Here is a 23,567-nt window from a genome sequence, read left to right on the forward strand (position 1 = left end):
CTGTTAAATTGACTATCTCAACTGCCTGCTTTATCATCTTAACATTATGAGCATAGATAATATATCACTATTTCCACAAAGTACGACTGTTAGCCCTGATGGCCATCTTGTAATTGGAAGATGTGATGCAGTCTCTCTTGCATCACGTTACGGAACACCTTTGTATGTTTTGGATGAAGACCATATTCGCAGCAAATGCAGGGAATTCAAAACTGCATTTACCAGGTTGTACCAAAATACGAATGTTGCTTATGCTTCAAAAGCTTGCCTCAATAAAGCTATAACAAAGATTATGGCTCAAGAAGGAATGGAATTGGATGTGGTTAGCGGGGGAGAGCTGGCAATCGCACTATCCGCTCGTTTTCCGGCTGAGAAGATTTATTTTCATGGCAATAACAAGTCTGAAGAAGAACTCATATACGCCCTTGAGAATAAAATCGGTCATATCGTGGCTGACAATGTTACTGAATTGGAAATTATTGACCGGCTCGCACGACAGATTGGCCACTATCCAGATGTATTTATCAGGATTACTCCAGGAGTACAAGCGCATACGCATCACCACATTACTACCGGTCATTCGGGAAGCAAGTTTGGGGTTTATCTCGATGATGCTCCAGAAACTATTCGGCTGGCTGGGAAACTGAATGGAATTAATCTGGTGGGATTGCATTGCCATCTTGGTTCGCAGCTTCATGAGACTATACCCTATACCGATGCGCTTGAAGTATTGCTAAAATTGGGTAAAAAGATGCACGATGAACAAGGATTTAACCTTAAGGAGCTTAGTTTGGGAGGCGGCTTCGGAGTAAGTTATACTCTGGAAGATAATGCACTGCCAGTAGAAAATTACGCAGTTGCCATTACCGGTTTAATGGTTTCCATGTGCGAAAGATTGGAGATACCTCTCCCCAGACTTATTATTGAACCTGGCAGATCTATCGTTGGACCAGCCGGAGTAACTCTTTACCGTGTCGGCATGCAAAAACAAGCTAAGGGATATGAAAAATATATAGCAATTGATGGCGGAATGGCGGATAACATTCGTCCAGCTCTCTATGATGCTAAATATGTGGTAGCAGCTGCGGGTAAAATGCTAGATACCTGCACGGAGAAGGTGACCATAGCTGGAAAGTATTGTGAATCTGGGGACATATTGGCCAAAGATGTGATGCTGCCTTCGGTTAAGGCTGGGGATATTCTGGCAGTTCCGGTAACCGGTGCATATTGTATTCCCATGGCTTCAAACTATAACGGCGCGCTTAAACCAGCTGTAGTTATGGTTGGCAGCGGAAGAAGCCGCCTGGTGCGCCGGAGGGAAGAGTACGCAGATTTGATACGTCTGGATCAGGATGAAGGAGTATAGCCAGTGTGGAACGTTTTTGGACAGGATGCTGCCCTAACCCATCTTGCCACCGCGGTTAAAAAAGGTACTCTTCATCATGCTTACTTGTTTACTGGTCCTGATAAATCCGGCAAAAAATTAATGGCAATGGATTTGGCAAGAGCCGTCAATTGTGAATCAGAAAACCCCCCATGTGGGTGCTGTGATTCATGTAATCGTATCACTGTCTTGATCCATGCCGATGTCTGGCTGATTGATTTAGAAAACCGGGGTGATGAGCCAGATAACAGAAAAGAAATTAAAACCGAAGAAATAGAGGATCTACAGCATTCGGCTAATCTTCCACCCTTCGAAGGAAAAGCACGAGTTTTTATTATTGACGGCGCGGAAGCTTTATCATCTTATGCAGCTAATCGTCTTTTAAAAATCCTGGAAGAACCACCACCCAGAGTAATATTTATCTTGCTTTCAAAAGCGCTGGAAAGCGTTTTACCTACTATAGTGTCAAGATGTCAGCACCTTGCCTTTAGAAACGTTGCATACGGTGAATTGGAGGCATATCTTACAGAAAGATTCGGAGTGGACGCCTTAAAAGCAAAGCTTGTTGCTCGGCTAAGCGGCGGTCGCCCCGGATGGGCAATATTAGCTTTGAACGACGAAAAATTCCTATCCGACTTTTTAGAAAACAGAAACAAGCTGCTGGAGTTGTATAAGGCCAGCCGGACTGAACGGTTTGACTATGCTGAAAAAATTGCTTCTCAGTTTGCCGGCAACCGTTTGTCTGTAATGGATGAGCTAAAGTACTGGCAAGTTTTGGCTCGGGATGTTTTGTTTATGCAATTTGGCCTTGAGGGCAATATAATAAATTGTGACGCGCTGGAGCAGTTGCGGGTGCTGGCCGGTAGATATAAACCATCCGACGTTCGAAATATAATAGGTGCCATCAGCCAAACCAGAGAGCAGTTGCAACGTAATATTAACCCCAGGCTGGCACTGGAGACTATGGTGCTGGCTTTGGAATGCCCCGAGAGGGTTCCGGCAAAAATATAAAAAACTTGGGAGAACATCAAATGCCTTTAGTTATAGGAGTACGTTTTCGGCCTGTTGGCAAGATATATCACTTTGATCCAGCTGGTCTTGAGCTTAAGGACGGTGACCAGGTAGTCGTAGAAACTGCCAGAGGACAAGAACTAGGCAGAGTGATAGGCGCGCTCAAGGAAATATCAGAAGAAGAAGTCCCTGAAGGGCTGAAACCTGTTTTGAGGCTAGCTGATGATTCCGATATAGAGCAGGCACGTAATATGGAAAAGAGAGAATCAGAGGCTATAAGCGAATGCGAGCAGCTGGTGAGGCAGCTGAACCTGCCGATGAAACTTTTACGTGCTGAATATAGCCTTGATGGAAGCCTGGTAACAATATTCTTTGGGGCTGAAGGTCGGGTAGATTTCAGAGAGCTTGTACGTGATTTGAGCCGAAAGTTGAAGGCTCGTGTAGAATTGAGGCAGGTAGGCCCGCGGGATGAAACTCGTTTGCTGGGCGGATTTGGGCGTTGTGGCAGGTCACTCTGCTGCGCTACTTTTTTATCTGATTTTTCTCCGGTATCGATCAAAATGGCTAAAGAGCAGGATTTGCCTTTGAACCCGATGAAAATATCCGGTTTATGCGGAAGGCTGCTTTGCTGTCTTGGCTACGAATTTGAACAGTATCGTGAGATGAAAAAAACCATGCCAAAAGAGGGCGAGAGGGTCATGCTTCCTGGTGGAGAAGCAGTGATTATTTCAAGCCGGCCCCTGGAAAACAAAGTTGTTGTTGAACTTGGGGATGGTTCCCGAAGTGAATTAGATATATCTACATTGCCGAAGCGCGACGAGAACTCCGGAAAGCGCGATTAACTTGGGTAGAAAACGCACTCCTTCGCTAGTTATTGCTTGAAAGGTACTTGCCCCAGGAAGGGATTCCTATTGTATAGCGATGCGGCAGATAGAAGCCGGCGTACGCAGTGGGTTTAAACGGTTTGCGCATTAACTTCATGCTGGCTTCTTCAGGGGTGCGGCCAGCCTTGCGGTGGTTACATTTAGGGCAAGCGCTTGTAACGTTTGTCCATTTGTGTTCACCCCCGCGGTGGCGGGGTACGATATGGTCTATAGTGAGCAGGGTGCTCTGCTTTCCGCAATATTGGCAGGTATAGTTGTCACGGCGAAATACGCCTATCCGTGTGAGTTTGTTTTGATGGCAAGGGGGGCGAACCATATAATCCAGTCGGATAACTGTGGGTAGGGGAATTTCCCGTGAAATGGTATGGATAAAGCCCATGCCGTTTTCTACCATCTCTGCCTTCCCTTCGTGTATTAGCACTATGGCACGCCTCACCTGGCAGATGCTAAGAGGTTGAAAGCAACTATTAAGCACCAACACCGGCAATCTTTCTTTCATATGCTGGGTAGACATTTGCTTAAATATTAGCCCCGTTGTTTTCCAAATTCAACTTTTGGAATTATATCGTCGGCTCTGCGAGCGTTGTGATTTCCCGCGGGAGGTGTGGGAAGCTATATCGGCTCGGTAGTCGGGCACTGTAAGGGCGAAGGGAGTGCTGATTTTTGGATCAAGAAACCTTGAACGTATCCGGCTATCCAGTTCCTCCAGCGAACGAGTGGTAGTAATCACAGTTGCCAGACGAGCGTTGTAACGATAGTTGATAACCTGATACAGCTTTTCTTGTGCCCATGGTGTTGCAGTTTGCTCTCCAAAATCATCAAGTACAAGGAATGGTGCTATTTTGACTCTTTCGAACATCCGATCGTAAGAAACCCTGGAATCCGGGCTAAATGTTGAACGAAGATGATCAATGAATTCTGGCACTACTATAAACAGTGCCTGCTTGCCTGATTGGAAAAGATAATTCACAATAGCTGAAGCCAGATGAGTTTTTCCGCTGCCGGTCACTCCCTGCCATACTAACCAACCATCAGGAGAACGAGCATAGTCAACTGCGAGACGATAAGCTTTTTCAAGGTTTTCCCGCTGTTGGAGCGGCAGGTTAACTCTTTTCCAGTCAAAGGTTTCAAACGTCATTTGCTTTTGCAGCTCAAGGCCAGGTTCCCAGCTATAACCGGAGCCGACATCATCTTCTGTTTCCAGATAAAATATCCGGCTGACGACTGGGTCGTTGATTCGAGTTAGAACGCGCTGGTCTAGTTCGCTTAACGAGAGCAGTGTTATTAGTGTTGGTAATTCACGGTTAAAGCGGTAACTGAGCAGCTGGTCCAATTTTTCCTTCGACCATGGGCTTCCGGCATGTACTCCGAGGTCATCCAATAAAAGCATGGGCGCATTGCGAACTTCATCCAGCAGGTTATCAAAAGAGGTTTCGTTCGTAGGATTGTAACTTGCGCGCATGTGTTCCAGTAAATCTGGAACAGTGATATACAGCACTGACCTTTGCCTGTTTAATTGTTCAACGGCAACTGCAGCGGCAATATGGGTTTTGCCTGAACCACTGGGGCCAATAAGCACAAACCAGCCGGAAGGATTTTCGGCAAAATCTTTAGCAGCTTGATACGCTGCCTTGAAAAGAACCTGGTTTGTTTTATAACCACTGCGGCCTTCGGGCAGAAGGTTGTCAAAAGTCAGTCGGCTGAGTGGGCCAAGGTTGCTCGATTCAAATAACATTGCCTGTTTTTGTTCTCCGCTTGTGCGGTTGAGGCAACTGCAACTTACTACCCTGGCGTAGTCGATCTGTCCATTGGCCAGCTTTGGATGGTAGAATCCCACTCCGCCGCACCTGCTGCAGGCTGGTTGGTTATTTGTATTGGGTTTAATGTTGGACAAATCGCTGATACTTGCCGGTGGTATATTTTGACGGGTCGTCTGCCGGATTATTTTGCCGATGTGCTCCATTGACCTTTCCTTCGGTTAACCATCTTTCCAGTATTCGTGATATATAACGCCAGTTGCGTTTATTATTCATTGCTGCTTCCCCAATAGCCTCGATAATCCAATCTACAGGATAATTCTGTTCCGCCAGGCGCAGCTCATCCGAGATTAAAGGTGTAAGCATTCCGATATTCTCTTCATAACAGGTAAATATATTGGGCATTTGTTCAATCGGGGTGGCGGGATTACGAGGTATTGTTGCGTTGCCTGTGGTTATTTTGCCGGAGTCTGCAGCCTCTCTGTTTGCCGGAGTATTCAAAAAATAGACAGACTGGCGGGAGTTATTGTCCCCCACTTCGACCGTTAGTACGATCCCTCTTGCAAGCACTTTGGATATGGTGGCATCGAGGACTTCTTCAAAGGGGCGATTGTTTGTTTTGAGGCATTCGATGATTGCTGGATCGGCAATCAGTTCGCCCCGGCTGATATATTGCACACTACCCTTTTTCCGGCTAATTAATCGGAATATTTGCAGGCTGAGTTTCAGCTCTTCAAGGCTGTCAACCCAGGGCATAACCACATTTAGATAGTAGCTGGGTACGGCGCAGTAGTCCATCCTGGCGGGAAGCCCTGGCAACTCTCTGGTCACAGTACTTCGCTTCCCTTTAATTCAACGCTATCAGCAGCCAGATTTTCAAAATTGGTAAGCCGGCTGTTGAAGCGGAGTTTCACCTGGCCGATTGGACCATTACGATGTTTGGCAACGATAATATCGGCAAGCTCTCGCGGATATTCCTGATTTTCGTGTGTGCGATACCATTCTTCTTCGGTAAAGTAAACTTCTTCCCGATATACAAAAGCTACTACGTCAGCGTCTTGCTCGATAGAACCACTTTCACGTAGGTCAGAAAGTTGGGGTACATGTGACTGCCTCCATTCAACTGCCCTGCTAAGCTGGGAAACGGCGATAACCGGAACGTTGAGTTCCCGTGCAAGACCTTTAAGGGCTCTGGATATGTAGCCGATTTCCTGAACGCGGTTATCAGTTCTCGTATCTCCCTGAAGGAGTTGCAGATAGTCGACAATAATCAGGTCGAGACCATGTTCATAATGCAAGCGCCTTGCCTTGCTTCTCATCTCTACCATGCGTAACTGGGGCGAATCATCCAGGTAAATGGGTGCTTCGCTCAGTGTTCCAATTGCATCCATGATACGTCCTTCGTGCTCATCGTGAATATTATGATACAATCCCAGCCGGATGCGCTTGGCGCTGACGCCGCTTTCCGCCGAGAGTAACCGGCTTACCAGTGATTCCTGGCTCATCTCCAGACTAAAGATAGCAGTACAGGCTCTTTCTAAAACAGCAGCGTTACGGGCAATATTTAATGCAAAACTGGTTTTACCCATACTGGGGCGTCCTGCCACTATTACCAGATCAGAGCGTTGGAAGCCCCCAAGCAACTCGTCCAATCCGGTAAAACCAGAATGAACGCTTGTTTTAGGCTGCAGTGCTCCTGGTTCCAGTTCAGGCGGAGCTTCAAAGTATTGTTCAAGCAATTCCCTGATATGTACAAAATCGGCGTCGCCCCGTTTGTTACGGAGGCGGAAGAGCACATCTTCGGCTTTGTTCAAGGCTGTTACCGCGTCGGCTTCTCCTCCATAACCTATGTCGGCAATTTTCTCCGAGGCCAGAATCAATTGCCGCATTACCGACAACCGCTGCACAATGCGTGCAAAGTGCAGAATTTCAAGGGAGGTAGGAACGATTGATGCAAGGTGACTCAGGTAGGCAAGATTGCCGCTCTTTTCCAGATTGCCTAAACGACTTAGTTCTTGAGAAACTGTAATTTTATTAATTGCCTCATCCCTTTGGTACAGATTGAGGCAGGACTGATATATCGATCGGTTGGCAGGACTAAAGAAATCTTCCGGTCTCAGAAAAGTAGCAATCTCGTAAATAGCCTTACCATCGATTAACAGGGAGCCGTTAACCGCTTCTTCTGCGTCCAGGTCATGGGGTGGGAGCCTGGTTTCAGCCACGGTTAATCCTCCTCCTGGGGTACTACTTTGACAATTAATTTGGGCATATGGTTTCTTGCCAATTTAACAATCACTTCAAAAGTACCCAGTTCATGGAGTGGCTCTGATAGTTCAATTTTACGCTTATCCAGTTCCAGGCCATGCGCTTTTTTAAGTTCAGTGGCGATATCGTTACTGGTTATCGAACCATAAAGCTTTCCCCTGGTGCCGACTTTAGCCTTTAACGTAATTGTTTTACCGTTAAGAGCTTTGGATTGGTTCGCAAGATCAGCTTCTATTTCTGCTTTTTTCTTTTCTTCTGCTTTTTTCCGGGCTTTAAGCTGGGCAAGTGTTTGATCGGTAGCTGGCATCACCAGGTTTTGGGGAATAAGGAAGTTGATAGCATAACCATCAGCAACCTCTTTAATATCGCCCTGCGATCCAGAGCCTGGTACATCTTTAAGAAAAATCACTTTCATAACATCTCTCCCCTAAATATTATACCTTACTATTGACAGTGCTTGGAAACTACGATTCCAGATATTCCCTGATATGAAAAGCCGCATGAGCCCCATCTCCGGCTGCGGTGACGACCTGGCGAATTGAATTGATACGTACGTCACCAGCAGCAAAAATTCCCGATACCGAGGTTTCCAATCTTTCATCTACTTCAATGCTGCCCTGTCGGTTCATATCAACCAGACCTTTCACAAATTCAGTGTTGGGGGAGAGCCCTACAGCTACAAATATTCCATCTATTTTCAGGTTTGAATTCGAGTTATCACTGACGTTTTTAATTTCGATATTATTAACCCGGGATTCGCCGGATATTTTGGTTACAACGCTGTTTAAAACCGGTTCAATTTTGGGATTTGCATTTATTTTTTCAACCACAGCCATGGTTGCCCTGTAAGCATCGCGGCGATGGATTAAATATACCTTTTCGGCAAATTTGGCTAGGTGAATTGCTTCGTAAAGCGCAGCGTTACCCCCACCGACTACCGCAACGGTTTTATTTTTGAAAAAAGGCCCATCGCAGGTTGCACAATATGATACCCCGCGGCCGGTCAGTTCTTTTTCTCCCGGCACATTGAGCTTAACCCGTTCTGTTCCGCTAGCAATTACCAGGGCTCTGGCGAAAAAATCTCCTTCAGAAGAATGGACGATTTTTTTTGAACCAGACACGTCTACAGTATTGACGTTCGCATTAATTGTTTCTGCGCCGTGTTTTGTGGCTTGTTCATGCATTTTTGCGGTCAGTTCAAAGCCGGTGATTCCCTCCGGAAAACCCGGATAATTTTCAACATCGTCGGTGGTGGTAATGTTTCCGCCGATCAGAGCTCTTTCTATGATCAGGGTACTGAACCGATCCCTGGCAGTATAGATACCAGCAGCGAGGCCGGCTGGCCCACCTCCGATGATTATAACGTCATATTCTTTTTTCATTTTACATCTCCTGTTATCTGTTGAGTGAAAGGCAATTGAATCCCTTGAAACGGCTTTCTCCCGGATTTTTTTCTGCCAGGCAGAGTAGGGCTGCTCCAACCGCTCCAGTTAATTCCGGGTGGTCAGGAATAAGTAAATCTATACCAAGTTCTTCTCGAAACGCCCGCTGTATTCCCTTGTTGCGGGCTACTCCTCCCTGGAATACAACCGGCTCGCGAACCATTCGTGACTGTATCACCGAACGGCGGAAATTGGCAACAAGAGCTTTACATAACCCATATACAATATCTTCGCAGCCAAATCCTGTTTGCTGGTGAGTTATCATGTCTGACTCGGCAAAAACTGTACAGGTTGCGTTTATGGTTACCGGGTTGAGGCTTTTTTCAGCCAGCTGACTCATATCTTCGAGAGAAATCCCTAATCTGGATGCCTGATGGTCAAGAAAACTGCCAGTGCCAGCAGCGCATACTGTGTTCATGCCGAAATCCGCCACCAGTCCATTACGAATTATAATTAGTTTAGAGTCTTGGCCGCCGATCTCTACCACTGTTTGTACGTTCCTGTCAGTACGCAATGCGGCTATCGCCTGACAGGTAATTTCGTTTTTGATGATATCTGCTCCAAGCAATTCACTGGCCAGTTTACGTCCGCTACCGGTAACCGCGACGCCAGCTAGCTTATCTGAAGGAAGCACCGTCCTTATTTGGTCCAGGGCTTCCTTCAGGGCTTTTGTGGGATTTCCTGCAGTTGGTAGGCAGCATCCGGCTTTCATGTGCCCCTGGTTATCAACAATAGCCAGTTTGGTGCTTACGGAGCCGATATCAACTCCCATATAAGTAATGTTATCGGTTACGTTCATTTTTTACTGTGGAAATCTGTATGAATATCGGATATTACATTTGGATGACCGAGGATATCAGTAATGGTAAGTGCCATAGCCAGCATGCCATCCATCATTCCTTTTATTCCTTCATCAGAAGCAGCAGCGTTTAAAAAATCTATCGAGTGTAAAGAAGTACCAGCTGGTGCGATGGCTATGACTGGATGAATTGAAGGTACTATTTGGCTAACGTTACCCATGTCTGTAGAGGCGAAATCCACTTCTTTTGTTTCCATGACCCGGCCTGTAGTTGCCATGTTCTTGTTAAAAATTTCTGCCAGCGTCCGGTTGTTTTTCATTGGTTTGCAGTAAACATTTGCCCATCGGTATTCAAGTTTTGCACCTGTAGCCAGAGATGCGCCCTTAAAACAATTTATTACTTTGCGTTGCAGTTGTTCAAGATACTCCATGGTGGTTGCTCTTACCATAAACATTGCCCCTGAATGAGCAGGTACGATGTTGGCGGCTTGACCCCCATCTGTAATAATACCATGTATTCGGGCTGATTCAGGGATATGTTGCCGAAGTGAATTGACAGCGTTAAAGCTGAGGAGCATTGCCTCAAGTGCATTAACGCCTTCTTCCGGATTAGCAGATGCATGGGCTTCCTGGCCAGTAAATTCTATTTCAAGGTTTACACATGCGAGGGTGGATATGACGGATGCATTCTGGCTGCCCGGGTGGATCATCATTGCTATATCAATGTCCGAAAAAATCCCTTTTCGAATAAGTAATTCCTTGCCGCAATGGAATTCTTCTGATGGTGAGCCGATAACTGTTATCATTCCTCCATAACTATCAATGGCGTGTTTGGCAACGACTGCTGCTCCTGCTGCGGCTGTGCCAATGATATTGTGTCCGCAGGCATGGCCAAGCTCGGGGAGTGCATCGTATTCAGCCAGAAGGGCAATATGCGGTTTTCCTTTACCATAATTTGCCAGAAAGGCGGTAGGAAGTCCTTCGATTCCACGGTTTATCACAAAGCCGTGGCTTTCAAGGAATTCTGTAATCCATGTTGAAGCATTGAATTCCGCCATGCCCGTTTCAGGAGACGCATGAATCTTGAGACACAAAGCCATCAGATCTTTCTTGCAGGTTTTGACATCATGAAGTATTCGTTTTATTAATTCTTGTTTGTTATTCATCTGTATGTTGCATTATAGCTTAAGATGGTTAAGGTGACTACAGCCGGCTGTATCTGGTGCAGTCATCCAGTTTGTTAATAGGTTGGGGCTGGGGTAAAATAAAAGTTTGGAAGGAGTCCGTTACTTGCCACAACAATATATCACAGTTAAAGGTGCACGAGAGCACAATCTCAAGAATGTTGACGTAACAATCCCGCGCGATAAACTGGTTGTAATAACCGGAGTTTCCGGCTCTGGAAAAAGCTCGCTGGCTTTCGATACCATTTACGCAGAGGGGCAACGCCGTTATATGGAGTCCCTGTCCGCCTATGCCAGGCAATTCCTCGGCCGCATGGAAAAACCGGATGTAGACTATATTGAAGGCTTGAGCCCTGCGATATCGATAGATCAGAAGGGTGTCAGCAACAATCCCAGATCAACCGTAGGAACAGTTACCGAAATATATGACTATCTCCGCCTATTGTTTGCCCGGGCTGGACATCCTTATTGCCCACAGTGCGGGCAGGAAATAACTGCCCAGACTGTCGAGCAAATTGTTGATTCTCTCTTGCAGTTGCCAGAGTTTACAAAAATCATGCTGATGGCTCCGTTGATAAAAGGGCGCAAGGGTGAATATGTACAATTGTTTGCTGATTTACGTCTCTCTGGCTATTCCAGGGTCAGAGTGGACAGTAAAATCATTGATTTGTCAGAAGATATTTCACTGGATAAGAATAAGAAACATACAATTGAAGTTGTTGTTGACCGTCTGGTGGTTGACAGGGAAGGGAATCCCAGCCGAATGGCTGGATCAGTTGAAACTGCACTCAAGCTTGGCGGTGGATTACTGCTTGTTTCTATCGTAGATGGTGAGGAATTGCTTTTCTCGGAGCACTATAGCTGTGCCCATTGCGGTACAAGCTTGGGCGAAATCGAGCCCCGAACATTCAGCTTCAACAGTCCCCATGGTGCCTGTACTGCCTGTACTGGCCTGGGATTTAAACAGGAATTTGATCCCGACTTGATCTTTCCCGATAAAGAACTATCAATTGCGGAAGGGGCGATCCACCCTTACCAATCTCAAAACTGGTATTTGCATCAACTGTCAGATGTAGTGAGCCGTTATGGTTTTTCCACGCATGAACCTGTCAAAGATTTTACCCGGGAGCAGCTTGACCTGATACTTTACGGCGAAGGAGAGGAGCCGAAACATTACCGCAACCAATTTGGAAAGATAAGAGATTATTATAACGGTTTCGAAGGTGTTATCCCACGTATGAAGCGTTTGTATCGAGATACGGAATCGGAGCAATCGCGCCAGTTTATGGAGCGCTATATGATAAATCTCCCTTGTCCAGGATGTGAGGGCAAGCGGCTCAAGCCAGAAGCACTCGCGGTCAGGGTTGCCGGTATAAACATTGCCGAAGCCACTTCCATGCAAGTCAGTGCTCTTCTGGACTGGGTGCAGATATTAAGAAGTGAAAATGGATCGCTAACCTCAAGGGAAAAACTAATTGCCAGGGAAATTCTCAAGGAAATAGAGTCCAGGCTTAATTTTTTGGTTAATGTGGGGCTCGATTACCTTACACTTGATCGGGTTTCATCTACCCTGTCAGGCGGTGAGGGGCAACGCATACGCCTGGCAACCCAGGTGGGGAGTGGATTGATGGGGGTATTATATGTGTGTGATGAACCGACTGTTGGATTGCATCCTGCCGATGACGAGCGCCTGATAGCTACACTCACTCGCCTGCGCGACCTTGGCAATACTGTGCTCGTAGTTGAGCATGATGAGTCTATGATGCTCACTGCAGATTATATTATAGACATGGGCCCGGGTGCCGGTGAGCATGGCGGACAGCTGATAGCCTGTGGAACCCTGGAAGAAATTAAAAGATCTCCGCATTCACTCACCGGGCAGTATCTGAGTGGTAAAAAGACTATACCGATACCAACTAAACGCCGGCCGGGTAATGGCAAGAGTATTACTATCCGTGGTGCAAGGGAGAATAACCTTAAGGACATTGATGTCAGGATACCTTTGGGATGCTTCGTAAGCGTAACTGGTGTGTCGGGGTCAGGTAAGAGTACCCTGATGCATGAAGTCCTTTATAAAAAACTCGCTCAAAAGCTGTACCGCTCTCGCGAAAAACCTGGATTATGCAAAGATATCGAAGGTATTGAACACATCGATAAGCTGATTCATATCGACCAGGCTCCGATTGGAAGAACACCTCGAAGCAATCCTGCTACTTATACCGGAACATTTACCCTGATTCGTGAGCTGTTTGCAACTTCTCCGGAAGCTAAAGTCAGGGGGTATGGACCCGGTCGGTTTTCTTTCAATGTCAAGGGTGGCCGGTGTGAAGCCTGTGCTGGTGATGGCTATACACGAATCGAAATGCAATTTCTGCCTGATGTAACCGTACCCTGTGATGTTTGCCGTGGAAAGCGGTACACACGTGAAGTCTTGACGGTAAGGTTCAAAGGTAAAAATATTGCCGAAGTACTGGATATGACCGTGACCGAAGCATTAATTTTCTTCGAAAACTTTCCAAGGATAAAACGTAAACTGGAAACTTTACATGATGTCGGCTTGGGTTATATTCGTTTAGGGCAGCCGGCAACTACGCTATCCGGTGGTGAAGCACAGCGGGTTAAACTGGCTACAGAACTTGCCAGAAGGCCGCTTGGGCATACCTTGTATATGCTTGATGAGCCTACAACCGGGTTGGCTTTTGAGGACGTATCTCTTTTACTTAAGGTTCTCCAAAGGTTAACTGACGCTGGTAATACAGTACTGATTATTGAGCACCATATGGATGTAATAAAAAACTCGGATTGGATTATTGATCTGGGGCCAGGCGCTGGAGACAAGGGCGGGGAGCTTGTGGCTGCCGGGCGTCCCGAAGAAGTTGCGGCTAATCCCTCTTCGGTTACCGGGAGATTTTTAAGTAAGCTGTCCAGTATTGAAAGCACTGTTGCGGAAACAGCCTGAGCCTATTCCTGGAGGATATTAAATTGGATAGAGAAAAAGCATTCTTGAAAGTACAAGAGAACGTTGGTAGTCAAAACCTTATCAAGCATATGCTAGCTACCGAAGCAATCATGCGAGCGCTGGCGAATCGCATTGGGGAGGACGAAGCCCTCTGGGGGCTAACCGGACTTTTACACGATATTGATATGGAAATTTGCGATGGTGACATGCAATCTCATTCAAAAATTGGAGCTCAGATGATTCATGATATGGATGTTGGGGTAGAGGTTGTCAATGCAGTGTTACGCCATAACGAAGCTCATGGCTATGAAGTTCAAACCCGTCTGGATAGAGCATTATTCTGCTCAGATGCCTTGACCGGATTGATCACCACCACCGCACTGGTAAGGCCAGATAAAAAAATCTCCTCCGTAGAACTTAAATCGATTAAAAAGAAGTACAAAGAAAAAGGTTTCGCAGCCGGGGTGAGTCGTGAGCAGATTGAAACCTGCAGAAATCTTGGTCTTGAGCTGGATGAGTTTATAGAGCTAGGATTAAAAGCCATGCAGGCGATTTCGGACGAATTGGGTCTTTAATAAACCGATTGGTTTATATTATATTAACAACCGAACCTTCTGACGTTTTTGTTACCTCTATACGATTATTGAAAGCGTTTTTCAACTCATCAATATGAGTAATCACCAGGATAACCTCAAAATCGTCTTGAATTGAGTTAATAGCCTCCTTTACCTTTTCCAGTCCGATATTATCTTGAGTGCCAAATCCTTCATCGATAATAAGGGTTGGCAGGGGGGCTCCGCTTCGATTGGCAAGTAATTTGGACAGGGCTATTCTAAGGGCAAAATCAATCCGAAAAGCCTCACCGCCACTGTACATTTCATAGTCACGCGTACCTTCTTCATCTGAGATATGTATATCAAGCGTTTCCGCTTTGCCCCCAGTTTTTTTCTCCCTTTGTGATTCCAGTTTCATATGCATTCGGTTGTCTGTCATTTTACCAAGGATGCGGTTCGCTTCGTTTTCAATTTCTGGGATAGCCATGTCAATCAACATGCCCTGAATTCCATTTTTACCAAAAGCCCGGGCAAGATGCTTAAATATACTTTCTTCGCTGCCAACGGTTTTTAGTTTAATCTTATTTTCAGCCAATTTGCTTTCCAGTTCCGTAAAGGCTTCCAGTTTGGCTTGCAGTTTATAAACCATCTCCCGGTTATTGTTAAGCGAATGCTCAGATTCTTTTAGAAGCGTTTCTGCTGTCGTGAGTTTGCTGGTCACCAAAGGGAGTTCTTTTAACTCTTGTTCCATCTTGTTTATCGCAGCCATATCAAGATCTATTCTGTCCTGGAGGTTTTTGATTGCTCCTTCAGCTTGGGAAAGTTTTTCTTTTTCTATGTCGATCTGGTTTCTGGCTTCGGCTAGCTTAAGGTGCTGTTCTCGATAAGATTCAGTTGCAGAAAGGATTTTTCTGGCTTCTCTGTAAGTATCTTCGTTGTAGTCGATATCGGCAATCAGCTGGTTGACCTTGGCCAATTCAGCCTGTTCGTTTTTTGCATAATCGCCAGACGTCAAACAGTTCTCAAGTTGTTGGAGGATTGTTTTTTCGGTTGCGAGCTTGTCTGATGCCTGGTTGCATTCGCTGATGCGATGGTTTAAGACGCTTATATTCTGCTGATTCTGCAGTATCTTCTTTTGCAGATCTGACTGTTTGAGTTTTTGCCCTGCCAATTCTGCATTCAATGTTTTTACGATTTCAGATTGCCTGACCGATGCTTCTTTTATTGCAATGGCTAAACTGTTTTTTTCTTGCACGTATTTTTCTATAATAAAGTTTCGTTCTTCATCGTTTAGGGGTTTTTCACATAGAGGGCACTGTGGTTCGACATTATCGGAAACCAGTTTTATCCTGCTGTCGATATCACGTATTCTCTCAGCGGATTGTGCTGATTGGAACCTGGTTTCCCTGAGTTGTTCCTCCAGGGATTTTAGCTGATTTTCCTCAGTTGAGATTGCATCCTGCTGTTTTTTTAAATCTGTTTGTTCTGCCCTGGCTTTTTCCAGAGCGGATTCTAATCGAGTCAGTTCGGAAATTTTCTTGTCCAATTCAGATACATTTCGTTTGGTAACCTCAACCTGGCTATTTAGCCGGGCTCGTTCTGATTGTATAGACTTTTCCCAGGTGTTTTTTTGTACCGAAAGGCGGTTCAACTGATTTAGCTGCAGGCTCATTCTTTCGAGGTTTTTTTCTGCATCTTTGTGAAGCTGGTATCCTTCCTCGATGGTTCGGGCTTGTTGCAGTATTATTTCGTAGTTTGTAATCAGCAGGCGGATTGATTCAGCGCTTTTCCTCCATTCAGTGAGCTGTCTTTTGCGTTCGTCAGAATCATATCTAAGCTGGATTGACTGTTCCTGTCGGTCCTGGAGAGAGCGAGCTTGTTGCCGGAGTGTTTCATGGAGGCTTTTTGCCTTCTCATATTCCTCTTCTGTATTTTTAAGACCAGTTGTTGCGTTCTCCAGTTCGGTTGATACCTCTTCACGTGCTGCAAGTTCGTTTTTTATTTCTTCTATTGCACGTTCAAGAGTTTCTTTTTCGGCTTGTCTTTCTCTGGTTTTTTGCCTGGCTATGTCAGCCAGTTCATTATACACTTCCAGCTTTAAAATGCTGGCGAGTACTTCTTTCCTTTTGGCGGGTGTCTGCCGGCTGAACTCGTCAGCATGTCCCTGGCGCAGGTATGCGCTGTTGATAAAGGTATCATAATCCATGCGAAGAAGGTTTTTAATCGACTCCTGGGTTTTGGTTAAGGTGTCACCAGTAATGGAATTAAATCCTTCATCAGAATAAATCAGCAAATCAAGACCGGGGAGTCCTGCTGATCCGGCTTTTTTGGCTTTACTGCGTTTGCGTATAATTCGATACAGGTTTCCTGAGGCATTAAAATCAAACTCAACCTCCACCTCATCAGCTCCGATGGATATCAGTTCGTCGTCGCTGGTTGCCCGTGTCTTGCCCCATAACGCCCAAGTCATAGCGTCAATCAGGGAGGACTTACCGGCACCATTGTCGCCTGAGATGCAAGCGGTATGAATACCAGAAAAAGAAAAAGCCGGCAAGTCTCCTTTGTAGGACATAAAGTTACGTAGCTTAAGCCGTACGGGGATCATTTCTATTCAAGATAGTCCTTTAATTTTCGGCTCCGGCTGGGATGGCGTAATTTGCGCAGGGCTTTTGCTTCAATTTGCCTGATGCGTTCACGAGTGACGTTGAATTCCTTGCCTACTTCTTCAAGAGTTCTGGAGCGACCATCCTCAAGGCCAAATCTAAGCTGTAAAACTCTACGTTCCCGGTGCGTCAAACTGGAAAGCACTTCACCAATTTGCTCTTTTAACAGTTGCCGGGACGCCGCATCCGGAGGAGGTACAATGTTTTGGTCTTCTATGAAGTCTCCCAGATGACTGTCTTCTTCTTCGCCAATTGGTGCCTCCAGCGATACGGGAAGTTGACTAACTTTAATAATCTCTCTGACCTTATCCGGTGGAAGTTCCATTTCTGCGCCGATTTCTTTGGGGGTTGGTTCTCGTCCATATTCCTGCGAAAGCTGCCTGCTTACTGATAGCAATTTATGAATGGTTTCTACCATGTGAACAGGTATTCGAATTGTGCGTGCCTGATCGGCAATAGCACGAGTAATAGCCTGGCGAATCCACCACGTGGCGTATGTGGAGAATTTGAATCCGCGATGATAATCAAATTTTTCAACTGCTCTTATCAGGCCGATGTTGCCTTCTTGCAGTAAGTCAAGCAAGGGCATGCCCCGACCAATGTGCTTTTTAGCCACACTAACCACCAGTCTGAGATTAGCTTCTGTAAGGTGTTTCTCTGCTCTTTCAGCTTCAAGTTCGAGGTTTTTCAGGTAAGTTTTAAGCTTGGCATCTTTTAATTCGACCGAGTCGATAAAAGTTTTATCGTGAGTCAGCCATTCGATGTTTTCCAGAGTGGCATCTTCGGGTATTGCTATTAATAGCTCCTCCGGCATCAGCCGTATGTTCAAAGAAATGTTGATAAGCTCCTGTTGTACTTCTGCCAGGCTTTTCCCGGTCTTGTTGGCGATATTTTGGGTAATAGTCTGGTCGATTTCATTAATCAGGTTTTGCTGTATAGCTGGTTCGGTAATGGCTTTCTTGAAATTAGCAGTTTTTTCGAGCCCCAATTCCTCCTGAAATAAATAGAAGGTCTCCCGGGCTTTACCCAAATCGATGAGCATGTTCAATACCAGTTGGATTGGTGTTGGGGCAATGCCGTAGGTATCTATGTAGCCTTCACGAATCTCACGAATGCGCTTCCCGGCTTCCATTTTTTTTGCCAGTACTTTTTCATCATCCGCGCTAAGCAGGGGGACTCGCCCGATTTCGTGCAGGTACATTCTTACCGGATCATCGACAACTCCATGATCGTCGATCTGATCCAGGGGTATTGTGAGATCCTCTTCCTCTGCTTCAAGGTCGTCTTCAATCTCATCATCGGGATTTAATTCATCTTCGAGTAAGCTTTCTTCAGTAGGTATGTCTTCGTCTGAAGGCTCTTCTTCGGCTTCTTCTTCTACCTCGACGGTAGCAATATCATCCGATTCATCCTTGATATCAATATCCTTCTTTTTCTTCTTCTTTTTTTCTGGTGCCATCAGTGCTTTTCTCCCTTTTCATTCTTTCCAGGCCCTTGGATTTTTCATAAAACAATTCTTTTAATTCATGGTTGACGTCGAAACCTTGCCGGATCAGGGCATCCTTTTCTTCCTGGGTAAGATCGGTCGAGCCTAATATAGCTTCCTGGTTTTGCAGGACGCGTCTCAGGTAGCTTTCTTTCAGCAACAAGATGCATTCCTTGAGCTTGATTTCCAGTCCCTGGGGGGCAACTGTCTGGTTAGCCAGCCGGTCATAATGCTCCACAGTTGCTCCATCGAGTCCGTCTCTCACTGACGCCGAATCGCTGCTTGCTAACAGCGCAGAAAACACTTCTGCATTCTCGCTGTTAGAAAAATATTCAAGTTTCAATCCAGCTGTTTTATCTTTCAGCTGGGGGTATTGTATCAGCATAGCAAGACAGAATTCTTCACGCGGGCTGGAAAACAACTTGTTTCCGGATTTTTTCCTGGTGACAGGCGCCTGATATGAACCTGATGGCCGACGCCTTCCGAGCTCATTGAGAGAAGACTCCAGCCTTTGCTGATCTACTTTTATCATGCCTGAGAGTTTTTGCAGATAGTGTGCTTGGCGTATAGGGTTTTGAATTTGGGCTATTGTTGGTAAAAGTATTTCTGCCAGGCGAGACTTCCCAGCAGCGCTATCCAGGTCAACTTCTCTAGCTGCTGTAGAAAATGAAAAATCAAGCAATGGTTCAGCCTTCTCCAGCAATTGCTGCCAGGTCTTGGGTGAGCGGTTGATAACTTCATCTGGATCCAATCCGTTGGGGATAGTAACAACTTTAATTTCATGATTGAGAGTATTTTCGTAATCAATCAACCTTATCATGGCTTTTTCGCCAGCTTCATCGGCATCCATAGCCAGGAAAAGATTTCTGGTTATCTTCTTTATCGCATCTATTTGACGATCACCTATAGACGTTCCCATCGAGGCCATGGTATATTTAAAACCGTATTGATGCGAGATAATGGCATCCATATAGCCTTCTACCATTACTATCATATCCTGTTTCCTCGCTTCTTCACGTGCAAGGTCAAAGCCATATAGTAAGCCGCTCTTATCGAATATCGGAGTTTCCGGCGAGTTGAGATATTTAGGTTGGGAACCGTCCATTTCTCGCCCGCCGAAACCCGCAGTTTTACCTTCAGCATTAGAAATCGGGAACATTAACCGGTTGTGGAAACGGTCAATAATACCGGATTCAACTTCTATTAACAATCCGGCTTCTAACATTTCCTCAACAGAGAACCCACGCTCAAGCAGGTGTTTTCGCAGGTTATCCCGGCCAGTTAGACTATAGCCAAGCTTGAAATCTGACAGAGAACGAGCGTTGATACCGCGTTTGTTTACATAATTTCGTGCTTTTTCGGCTTCGACAGAATTTTTTAATTGCTCATGATAGTAATCTCTGGCAGCATCATTGATTTGAAATAGACGGTCGTGTTTGTTTTTATCTTCTTTAAGCCTGGCGGGAGAGGGTAACACAACCCCCGCTCTAGATGCCAACAGTTTAAGTGCGTCACCAAAATCCATGCCTTCCTTTTTCATTACCAGGGAGAATATATCACCACCGGTAGAACAGGCTCCGAAACAGTGCCAGCTCTGCCGGTCAGGAAAAACAAAAAAGGACCCATGCTTTTCCTGGTGGAAGGGGCATATACCCTTAAAATTCTTGCCTGATTTGGCGAGTTGGGTATACTGTCCGGCTATTTCGACGATGTCCAGTTTTTGCTTGATTTCTTCGATAGCACTCATTAATAGCCCTATTATACAATATTATGGAGTTTACATAAAAAATAAAGAAGGTAATTAAAGGTTGAGCTTTTCTGCCAGCCGGGAAGCATATTGATCTGTCATGCCGGCAATGTAATCCACAACAGCTCTGGTTGTGTCACCTCGGCAGATTACCGGATAATCTTTAGGCAGTAGTTCCGGATGGCAACAAAGATGTTCAAACAGGTTTGCAACTATTTGTCTGGCAGGTTCCGTTGCGTCGAGCATAGACCTAATTTTATATACTCGGGTAAAAAGAAAATCCTTCAATTCGCTAGCGGCTTCTCTCATTGTAGGGCTCATGCCTATCGATGGTGCCGGAGAATCAACCTGGCCGGTAACCGACCAGGAAGTCATAATAATGTCAGTGATCATATTGTTGATACGTTCACGGTGAGTGTTGCCCATGATTTTCCTTGACGATTCCGGAAGATCGGTGGCAACTATCATGCCTGCGCGGATGGCATCCTCAACGTCGTGATTGATATAAGCGACCAGGTCAGACAGTTTCACCACATCTGCTTCAAGGGAACCGGTTTCCCCCCAGCCTTCCCCCAAAATTTCTTCCATTGATTTGGAGTGGTTTAGAATACCGTCCCTAACTTCCCAGGTAAGGTTCAACCCATTTCCATCATTTTCAAGAATATCCGCTACCCTTAGGCTCTGCTGGTTATGTCTGAATCCGGGTTTATAAAGCTGGTTCAATACTTCTTCTCCGGTGTGGCCAAAAGGTGTATGCCCCAAATCATGACCTAGCCCAATTGCCTCGGCCAGGTCTTCGTTAAGGTTTAAAGCTCTTGCAATAGTGCGAGCTATCTGAGTCACCTCGAGTGTGTGAGTTAGCCGCGTAACATAGTGGTCTCCCGTTGGGGCAATAAATACCTGGGTTTTATGTTTTAGCCTACGGAAAGCCTTGCAATGGATAATGCGATCCCTGTCGCGCTGGAATTCAGTGCGTAGATCACAGAGTTCTTCGGGCTTATCCCGGCCACGGCTTAACCTGCTTTTACATGCGTATGGCGAAAGGAGTGTCAGTTCTCTTTCTTCTGCTCGAAGGCGGACTTGGCTCCAGCTTGGCATTATTTTTTTAGCTTTGCTTCTGCCTTGGCAATTATTTCCCGGGTGACACCTATCATATCCGGGCTTACCGAAACGGAGGTAATGCCCCAGCTTACTAATTTTTCTGTAAGTTCCGGGTGGACCGATGGTGCCTGGCCGCAGATAGAAGAGGTTACGCCCATTTCTTTCGATATGGTTATGGCCCTCTCCAGTGCCATAAGTACAGCTTCATTGCGCTCGTCGAATGTTTTTGCCAGGCGATCGGAATCACGGTCGATACCCAAAATAAGCTGGGTAAGATCGTTCGAGCCGATGGATATACCATCTACGCCCACACTTAAAAACTTGTCGATAAGGAAAATATTGGCCGGTACTTCAACCATCATCCATAAACGAAAATCCCTCGAGCGCTTAAGACCTTCAGACTCAAGCAGATCTTTAGTAGCCTGAAGCTCCCCAATAGTGCGAACGAATGGTATCATTACCCAGAGATTGGGGTAATCCTTGCGCACTCTTCTGATGGCCTCTATTTCAAGCTTGAATGATTCAATATCAGTGATATAACGAGAAGCGCCACGATATCCAAGCATGGGATTCTCTTCAATTTCTTCGAATTCCCTCCCACCGATAAGATCGCGATATTCATTGGTTTTAAAGTCAGTAGTTCTATAGACAACCGGCCTGGGATAGAAAGCCTTGGCAAACGTTAGTATGTTATTATAAAGTTTATCAACAAATTCATGCTCGCGTTTGTGTTTTAGCATGTATTTAGGATGTTCGCCAATCTGAGCGACCATAAATTCCGCTCTCAGAAGGCCGACACCATCTACATTTCTCCCTGCTACCATTTCTGCCAGTTCAGGCTGGGCGAGGTTGACATATACTCTTGTTTTGGTTTCAATTGCTTCTCTTAATACATTGGCGGCAAACGAAGAGGCAGAATCAGCACCCACCTTACCTTCGTATACTTTGCCGTGGCTGCCATCTACGGTGATTATCTGATCATTAGCCAGCTTGCCGGTTGCCTGGCTGGCGCCGACAACACAGGGTATGCCCAATTCGCGGCTGACGATGGCAGCGTGAGCAGTTCGTCCGCCACGGTCGGTTAAAATAGCCGCCGCTCTTTTCATGGCTGGTACAAAGTCGGGAGTCGTCATTTCGGCAACCAGAATGTCTCCTTCTCCTACCTGGTCAAGTTGGGTGGGGTCAAGGATAATTCGTACTGGTCCGGATGCCAAACCAGGAGAAGCAGCATCTCCGGTAAGGAGCACCGGTGCATCTATCTCTATCTCTTCCTCCATACTTTCTTTAAGTGCGGTTACCGGCCGCGATTGAACTATGTAAAAGGTGTTGTTCTCTCTTGCCCACTCGATGTCTTGAGGTTGGCCGTAGTGGTCTTCAATCAACCTGCCCATATTAGCCAGCTGGAGAATTTCGGCATCAGTGAGCTTTTGCTGTTTTTGAATTCTTGCTGGAAGCTGCAACCATATGTTAGGCTCCTTCTCTCCTGGTGCAGGATTACGGGTGAGTTGTTGTTCTTGCCGACTGATTTTCTTTGAGACGGTCTTCATCTCTTTCTTGTCGATAATATAAAGGTCTGGGCTCACTTCTCCGGAGACCAGACCTTCACCAAGGCCGTATATGGCTTCAATTACCATTTTCTGAGTATCACTTGTAACTGGTTCTACGGTAAACATTACTCCTGAAGTACGGGAGTTAACCATTCTCTGAACTGGTACAGCTATACCAACCTTGAGATGCTCATACCCCTGCTGCTCACGATAGTAAATGGCACGTGATTCAAAAAGTGACGCCCAGCAGTGTTGCACCGCCTGGATTACATTGTCCTCTCCTTCTATATTCAAATAGGTACTTTGCTGGCCGGCGAAGGAGGCTTCTGGGAGATCTTCAGCGGTTGCTGATGACCTTACGGCTACGAGGCCTTGACCTAACTTAATGTAAGCTTTTTTGATAGCTGTTTTTATTTCCTCAGGCATTGCAGCCGATGATATTACCTGTTTAATTTTTCTGCTGGTTTCTTGTAACTGGCGGGAATTGTTGGCATCGAGGTTTTTTAACAGGGTTTGAATTTTTGCGGTTAACTTTGATTCTTCCAAGAAACTGTAATAGGCCTGTGAGGTGACTATAAAGCCCGGGGGTACTGGTATATTGGCTTGGGTCATCTCTCCAAGGTTGGCGCCTTTTCCGCCGACCGTGGCGATATCACCCTTGCCGACTTCTTTGAACCACACTACGGCCTTTTCCATACGTAATTATCTCCTTAGGGAATTTAAAGTGCCATTATTATAACAATAGTGGGGTACTTGAATAAAGTAATGTCGACAACAGCTTGAA

17 protein-coding genes and 2 pseudogenes are annotated in these 23,567 nt (G+C 45.8%); 5 read left to right on the forward strand and 14 right to left on the reverse strand.

Annotated elements, in window-relative coordinates; genetic code table 11:
- The first annotated feature begins 46 nt into the window (after positions 1 to 46).
- Genes lysA through PHX29_03285 form a run of 3 tightly spaced genes read left to right on the forward strand, consistent with a single transcriptional unit; the run spans position 47 to position 3,237 of the window.
- Positions 47 to 1,366: a diaminopimelate decarboxylase gene (gene lysA / locus PHX29_03275; protein ID MDD5604918.1), complete on the forward strand. Its 1,320-nt coding sequence runs from the start codon at positions 47 to 49 to the stop codon at positions 1,364 to 1,366.
- 3 nt (positions 1,367 to 1,369) lie between these two features.
- Positions 1,370 to 2,395 (forward strand): DNA polymerase III subunit, encoded by a 1,026-nt coding sequence (locus PHX29_03280; GenBank protein ID MDD5604919.1) that lies wholly within the window; start codon positions 1,370 to 1,372, stop codon positions 2,393 to 2,395.
- Between the two features lie 20 nt (positions 2,396 to 2,415).
- Positions 2,416 to 3,237, forward strand: coding sequence for a stage 0 sporulation family protein (locus PHX29_03285; GenBank protein MDD5604920.1), 822 nt, complete (start codon positions 2,416 to 2,418; stop codon positions 3,235 to 3,237).
- Between the two features lie 25 nt (positions 3,238 to 3,262).
- Here the strand turns inward: PHX29_03285 and PHX29_03290 are convergent, their stop codons facing one another.
- From PHX29_03290 to PHX29_03325, 8 genes are read right to left on the reverse strand one after another with little or no spacing between them, the layout of a single operon-like run.
- Positions 3,263 to 3,778 (reverse strand): HNH endonuclease, encoded by a 516-nt coding sequence (locus PHX29_03290; protein MDD5604921.1) that lies wholly within the window; start codon positions 3,776 to 3,778, stop codon positions 3,263 to 3,265.
- Between the two features lie 48 nt (positions 3,779 to 3,826).
- Positions 3,827 to 5,242 (reverse strand): ATP-binding protein, encoded by a 1,416-nt coding sequence (locus PHX29_03295; GenBank protein ID MDD5604922.1) that lies wholly within the window; start codon positions 5,240 to 5,242, stop codon positions 3,827 to 3,829.
- Positions 5,160 to 5,867 (reverse strand): DnaD domain protein, encoded by a 708-nt coding sequence (locus PHX29_03300; GenBank protein MDD5604923.1) that lies wholly within the window; start codon positions 5,865 to 5,867, stop codon positions 5,160 to 5,162. The genes PHX29_03295 and PHX29_03300 overlap by 83 nt, the downstream gene beginning before the upstream one ends.
- Entirely contained in the window at positions 5,864 to 7,258 is a 1,395-nt protein-coding gene (gene dnaB, locus PHX29_03305; GenBank protein MDD5604924.1) for a replicative DNA helicase, read from the reverse strand. Before dnaB ends, PHX29_03300 begins: the two co-directional genes overlap by 4 nt.
- 2 nt (positions 7,259 to 7,260) lie before the next feature.
- A complete protein-coding gene (gene rplI, locus PHX29_03310) occupies positions 7,261 to 7,716 on the reverse strand; it encodes a 50S ribosomal protein L9 (GenBank protein MDD5604925.1) in 456 nt (151 codons plus the stop codon).
- 49 nt (positions 7,717 to 7,765) lie between these two features.
- The gene (trxB, locus tag PHX29_03315; protein MDD5604926.1) at positions 7,766 to 8,683 is read right to left on the reverse strand and encodes a thioredoxin-disulfide reductase; all 918 of its coding nucleotides are present in this window, start codon (positions 8,681 to 8,683) and stop codon (positions 7,766 to 7,768) included.
- 13 nt (positions 8,684 to 8,696) lie between these two features.
- On the reverse strand, positions 8,697 to 9,542 hold the full coding sequence (locus PHX29_03320) for an acyl-CoA dehydratase activase (GenBank protein MDD5604927.1): 846 nt from the start codon (positions 9,540 to 9,542) through the stop codon (positions 8,697 to 8,699).
- The gene (locus PHX29_03325; GenBank protein MDD5604928.1) at positions 9,539 to 10,708 is read right to left on the reverse strand and encodes a M20 family metallopeptidase; all 1,170 of its coding nucleotides are present in this window, start codon (positions 10,706 to 10,708) and stop codon (positions 9,539 to 9,541) included. The genes PHX29_03320 and PHX29_03325 overlap by 4 nt, the downstream gene beginning before the upstream one ends.
- 124 nt (positions 10,709 to 10,832) lie before the next feature.
- Between PHX29_03325 and uvrA the strand changes: the two genes are divergently transcribed.
- Together uvrA and PHX29_03335 are read left to right on the forward strand one after the other, a co-directional pair.
- On the forward strand, positions 10,833 to 13,685 hold the full coding sequence (gene uvrA / locus PHX29_03330; protein MDD5604929.1) for an excinuclease ABC subunit UvrA: 2,853 nt from the start codon (positions 10,833 to 10,835) through the stop codon (positions 13,683 to 13,685).
- A gap of 23 nt (positions 13,686 to 13,708) precedes the next feature.
- Positions 13,709 to 14,260 carry an HDIG domain-containing protein gene (locus PHX29_03335; protein MDD5604930.1) on the forward strand — a complete coding sequence of 184 codons (552 nt, stop codon included), beginning with the start codon at positions 13,709 to 13,711 and terminating at the stop codon, positions 14,258 to 14,260.
- A 13-nt stretch (positions 14,261 to 14,273) separates the two neighbouring features.
- Here the strand turns inward: PHX29_03335 and PHX29_03340 are convergent, their stop codons facing one another.
- From PHX29_03340 to ppsA, 6 genes and pseudogenes are all read right to left on the reverse strand, one after another.
- Positions 14,274 to 16,844, reverse strand: a complete 2,571-nt coding sequence (locus PHX29_03340) for an SMC family ATPase (GenBank protein ID MDD5604931.1) — start codon at positions 16,842 to 16,844, stop codon at positions 14,274 to 14,276.
- Positions 16,845 to 16,846: 2 nt separating this feature from the next.
- Positions 16,847 to 17,563, reverse strand: a pseudogene (gene rpoD, locus PHX29_03345) (RNA polymerase sigma factor RpoD).
- Between the two features lie 468 nt (positions 17,564 to 18,031).
- A pseudogene (locus PHX29_03350) lies at positions 18,032 to 18,103 on the reverse strand (sigma-70 factor domain-containing protein).
- A 217-nt stretch (positions 18,104 to 18,320) separates the two neighbouring features.
- A complete protein-coding gene (dnaG, locus tag PHX29_03355; GenBank protein MDD5604932.1) occupies positions 18,321 to 20,135 on the reverse strand; it encodes a DNA primase in 1,815 nt (604 codons plus the stop codon).
- Between the two features lie 54 nt (positions 20,136 to 20,189).
- Positions 20,190 to 21,233 carry a deoxyguanosinetriphosphate triphosphohydrolase gene (locus PHX29_03360; protein ID MDD5604933.1) on the reverse strand — a complete coding sequence of 348 codons (1,044 nt, stop codon included), beginning with the start codon at positions 21,231 to 21,233 and terminating at the stop codon, positions 20,190 to 20,192.
- Complete coding sequence (gene ppsA / locus PHX29_03365; GenBank protein ID MDD5604934.1) at positions 21,233 to 23,479, reverse strand: phosphoenolpyruvate synthase; 2,247 nt, start codon at positions 23,477 to 23,479, stop codon at positions 21,233 to 21,235. The genes PHX29_03360 and ppsA overlap by 1 nt, the downstream gene beginning before the upstream one ends.
- Between the last annotated feature and the right edge of the window lie 88 nt (positions 23,480 to 23,567).

This window comes from Dehalococcoidales bacterium (assembly GCA_028717385.1).
Classification (GTDB): domain Bacteria; phylum Chloroflexota; class Dehalococcoidia; order Dehalococcoidales; family CSSed11-197; genus CSSed11-197.

Coding starts and splice junctions, on each gene's coding strand:
- lysA (MDD5604918.1), top strand. CDS start 47: ATGAGCATAGATAATATATCACTATTTCCACAAAGTACGACTGTTAGC.
- PHX29_03285 (MDD5604920.1), top strand. CDS start 2,416: ATGCCTTTAGTTATAGGAGTACGTTTTCGGCCTGTTGGCAAGATATAT.
- PHX29_03290 (MDD5604921.1), bottom strand. CDS start 3,778: ATGAAAGAAAGATTGCCGGTGTTGGTGCTTAATAGTTGCTTTCAACCT.
- PHX29_03295 (MDD5604922.1), bottom strand. CDS start 5,242: ATGGAGCACATCGGCAAAATAATCCGGCAGACGACCCGTCAAAATATA.
- rplI (MDD5604925.1), bottom strand. CDS start 7,716: ATGAAAGTGATTTTTCTTAAAGATGTACCAGGCTCTGGATCGCAGGGC.
- trxB (MDD5604926.1), bottom strand. CDS start 8,683: ATGAAAAAAGAATATGACGTTATAATCATCGGAGGTGGGCCAGCCGGC.
- PHX29_03320 (MDD5604927.1), bottom strand. CDS start 9,542: ATGAACGTAACCGATAACATTACTTATATGGGAGTTGATATCGGCTCC.
- PHX29_03325 (MDD5604928.1), bottom strand. CDS start 10,708: ATGAATAACAAACAAGAATTAATAAAACGAATACTTCATGATGTCAAA.
- PHX29_03340 (MDD5604931.1), bottom strand. CDS start 16,844: ATGATCCCCGTACGGCTTAAGCTACGTAACTTTATGTCCTACAAAGGA.
- dnaG (MDD5604932.1), bottom strand. CDS start 20,135: ATGAGTGCTATCGAAGAAATCAAGCAAAAACTGGACATCGTCGAAATA.
- PHX29_03360 (MDD5604933.1), bottom strand. CDS start 21,233: ATGCCAAGCTGGAGCCAAGTCCGCCTTCGAGCAGAAGAAAGAGAACTG.
- ppsA (MDD5604934.1), bottom strand. CDS start 23,479: ATGGAAAAGGCCGTAGTGTGGTTCAAAGAAGTCGGCAAGGGTGATATC.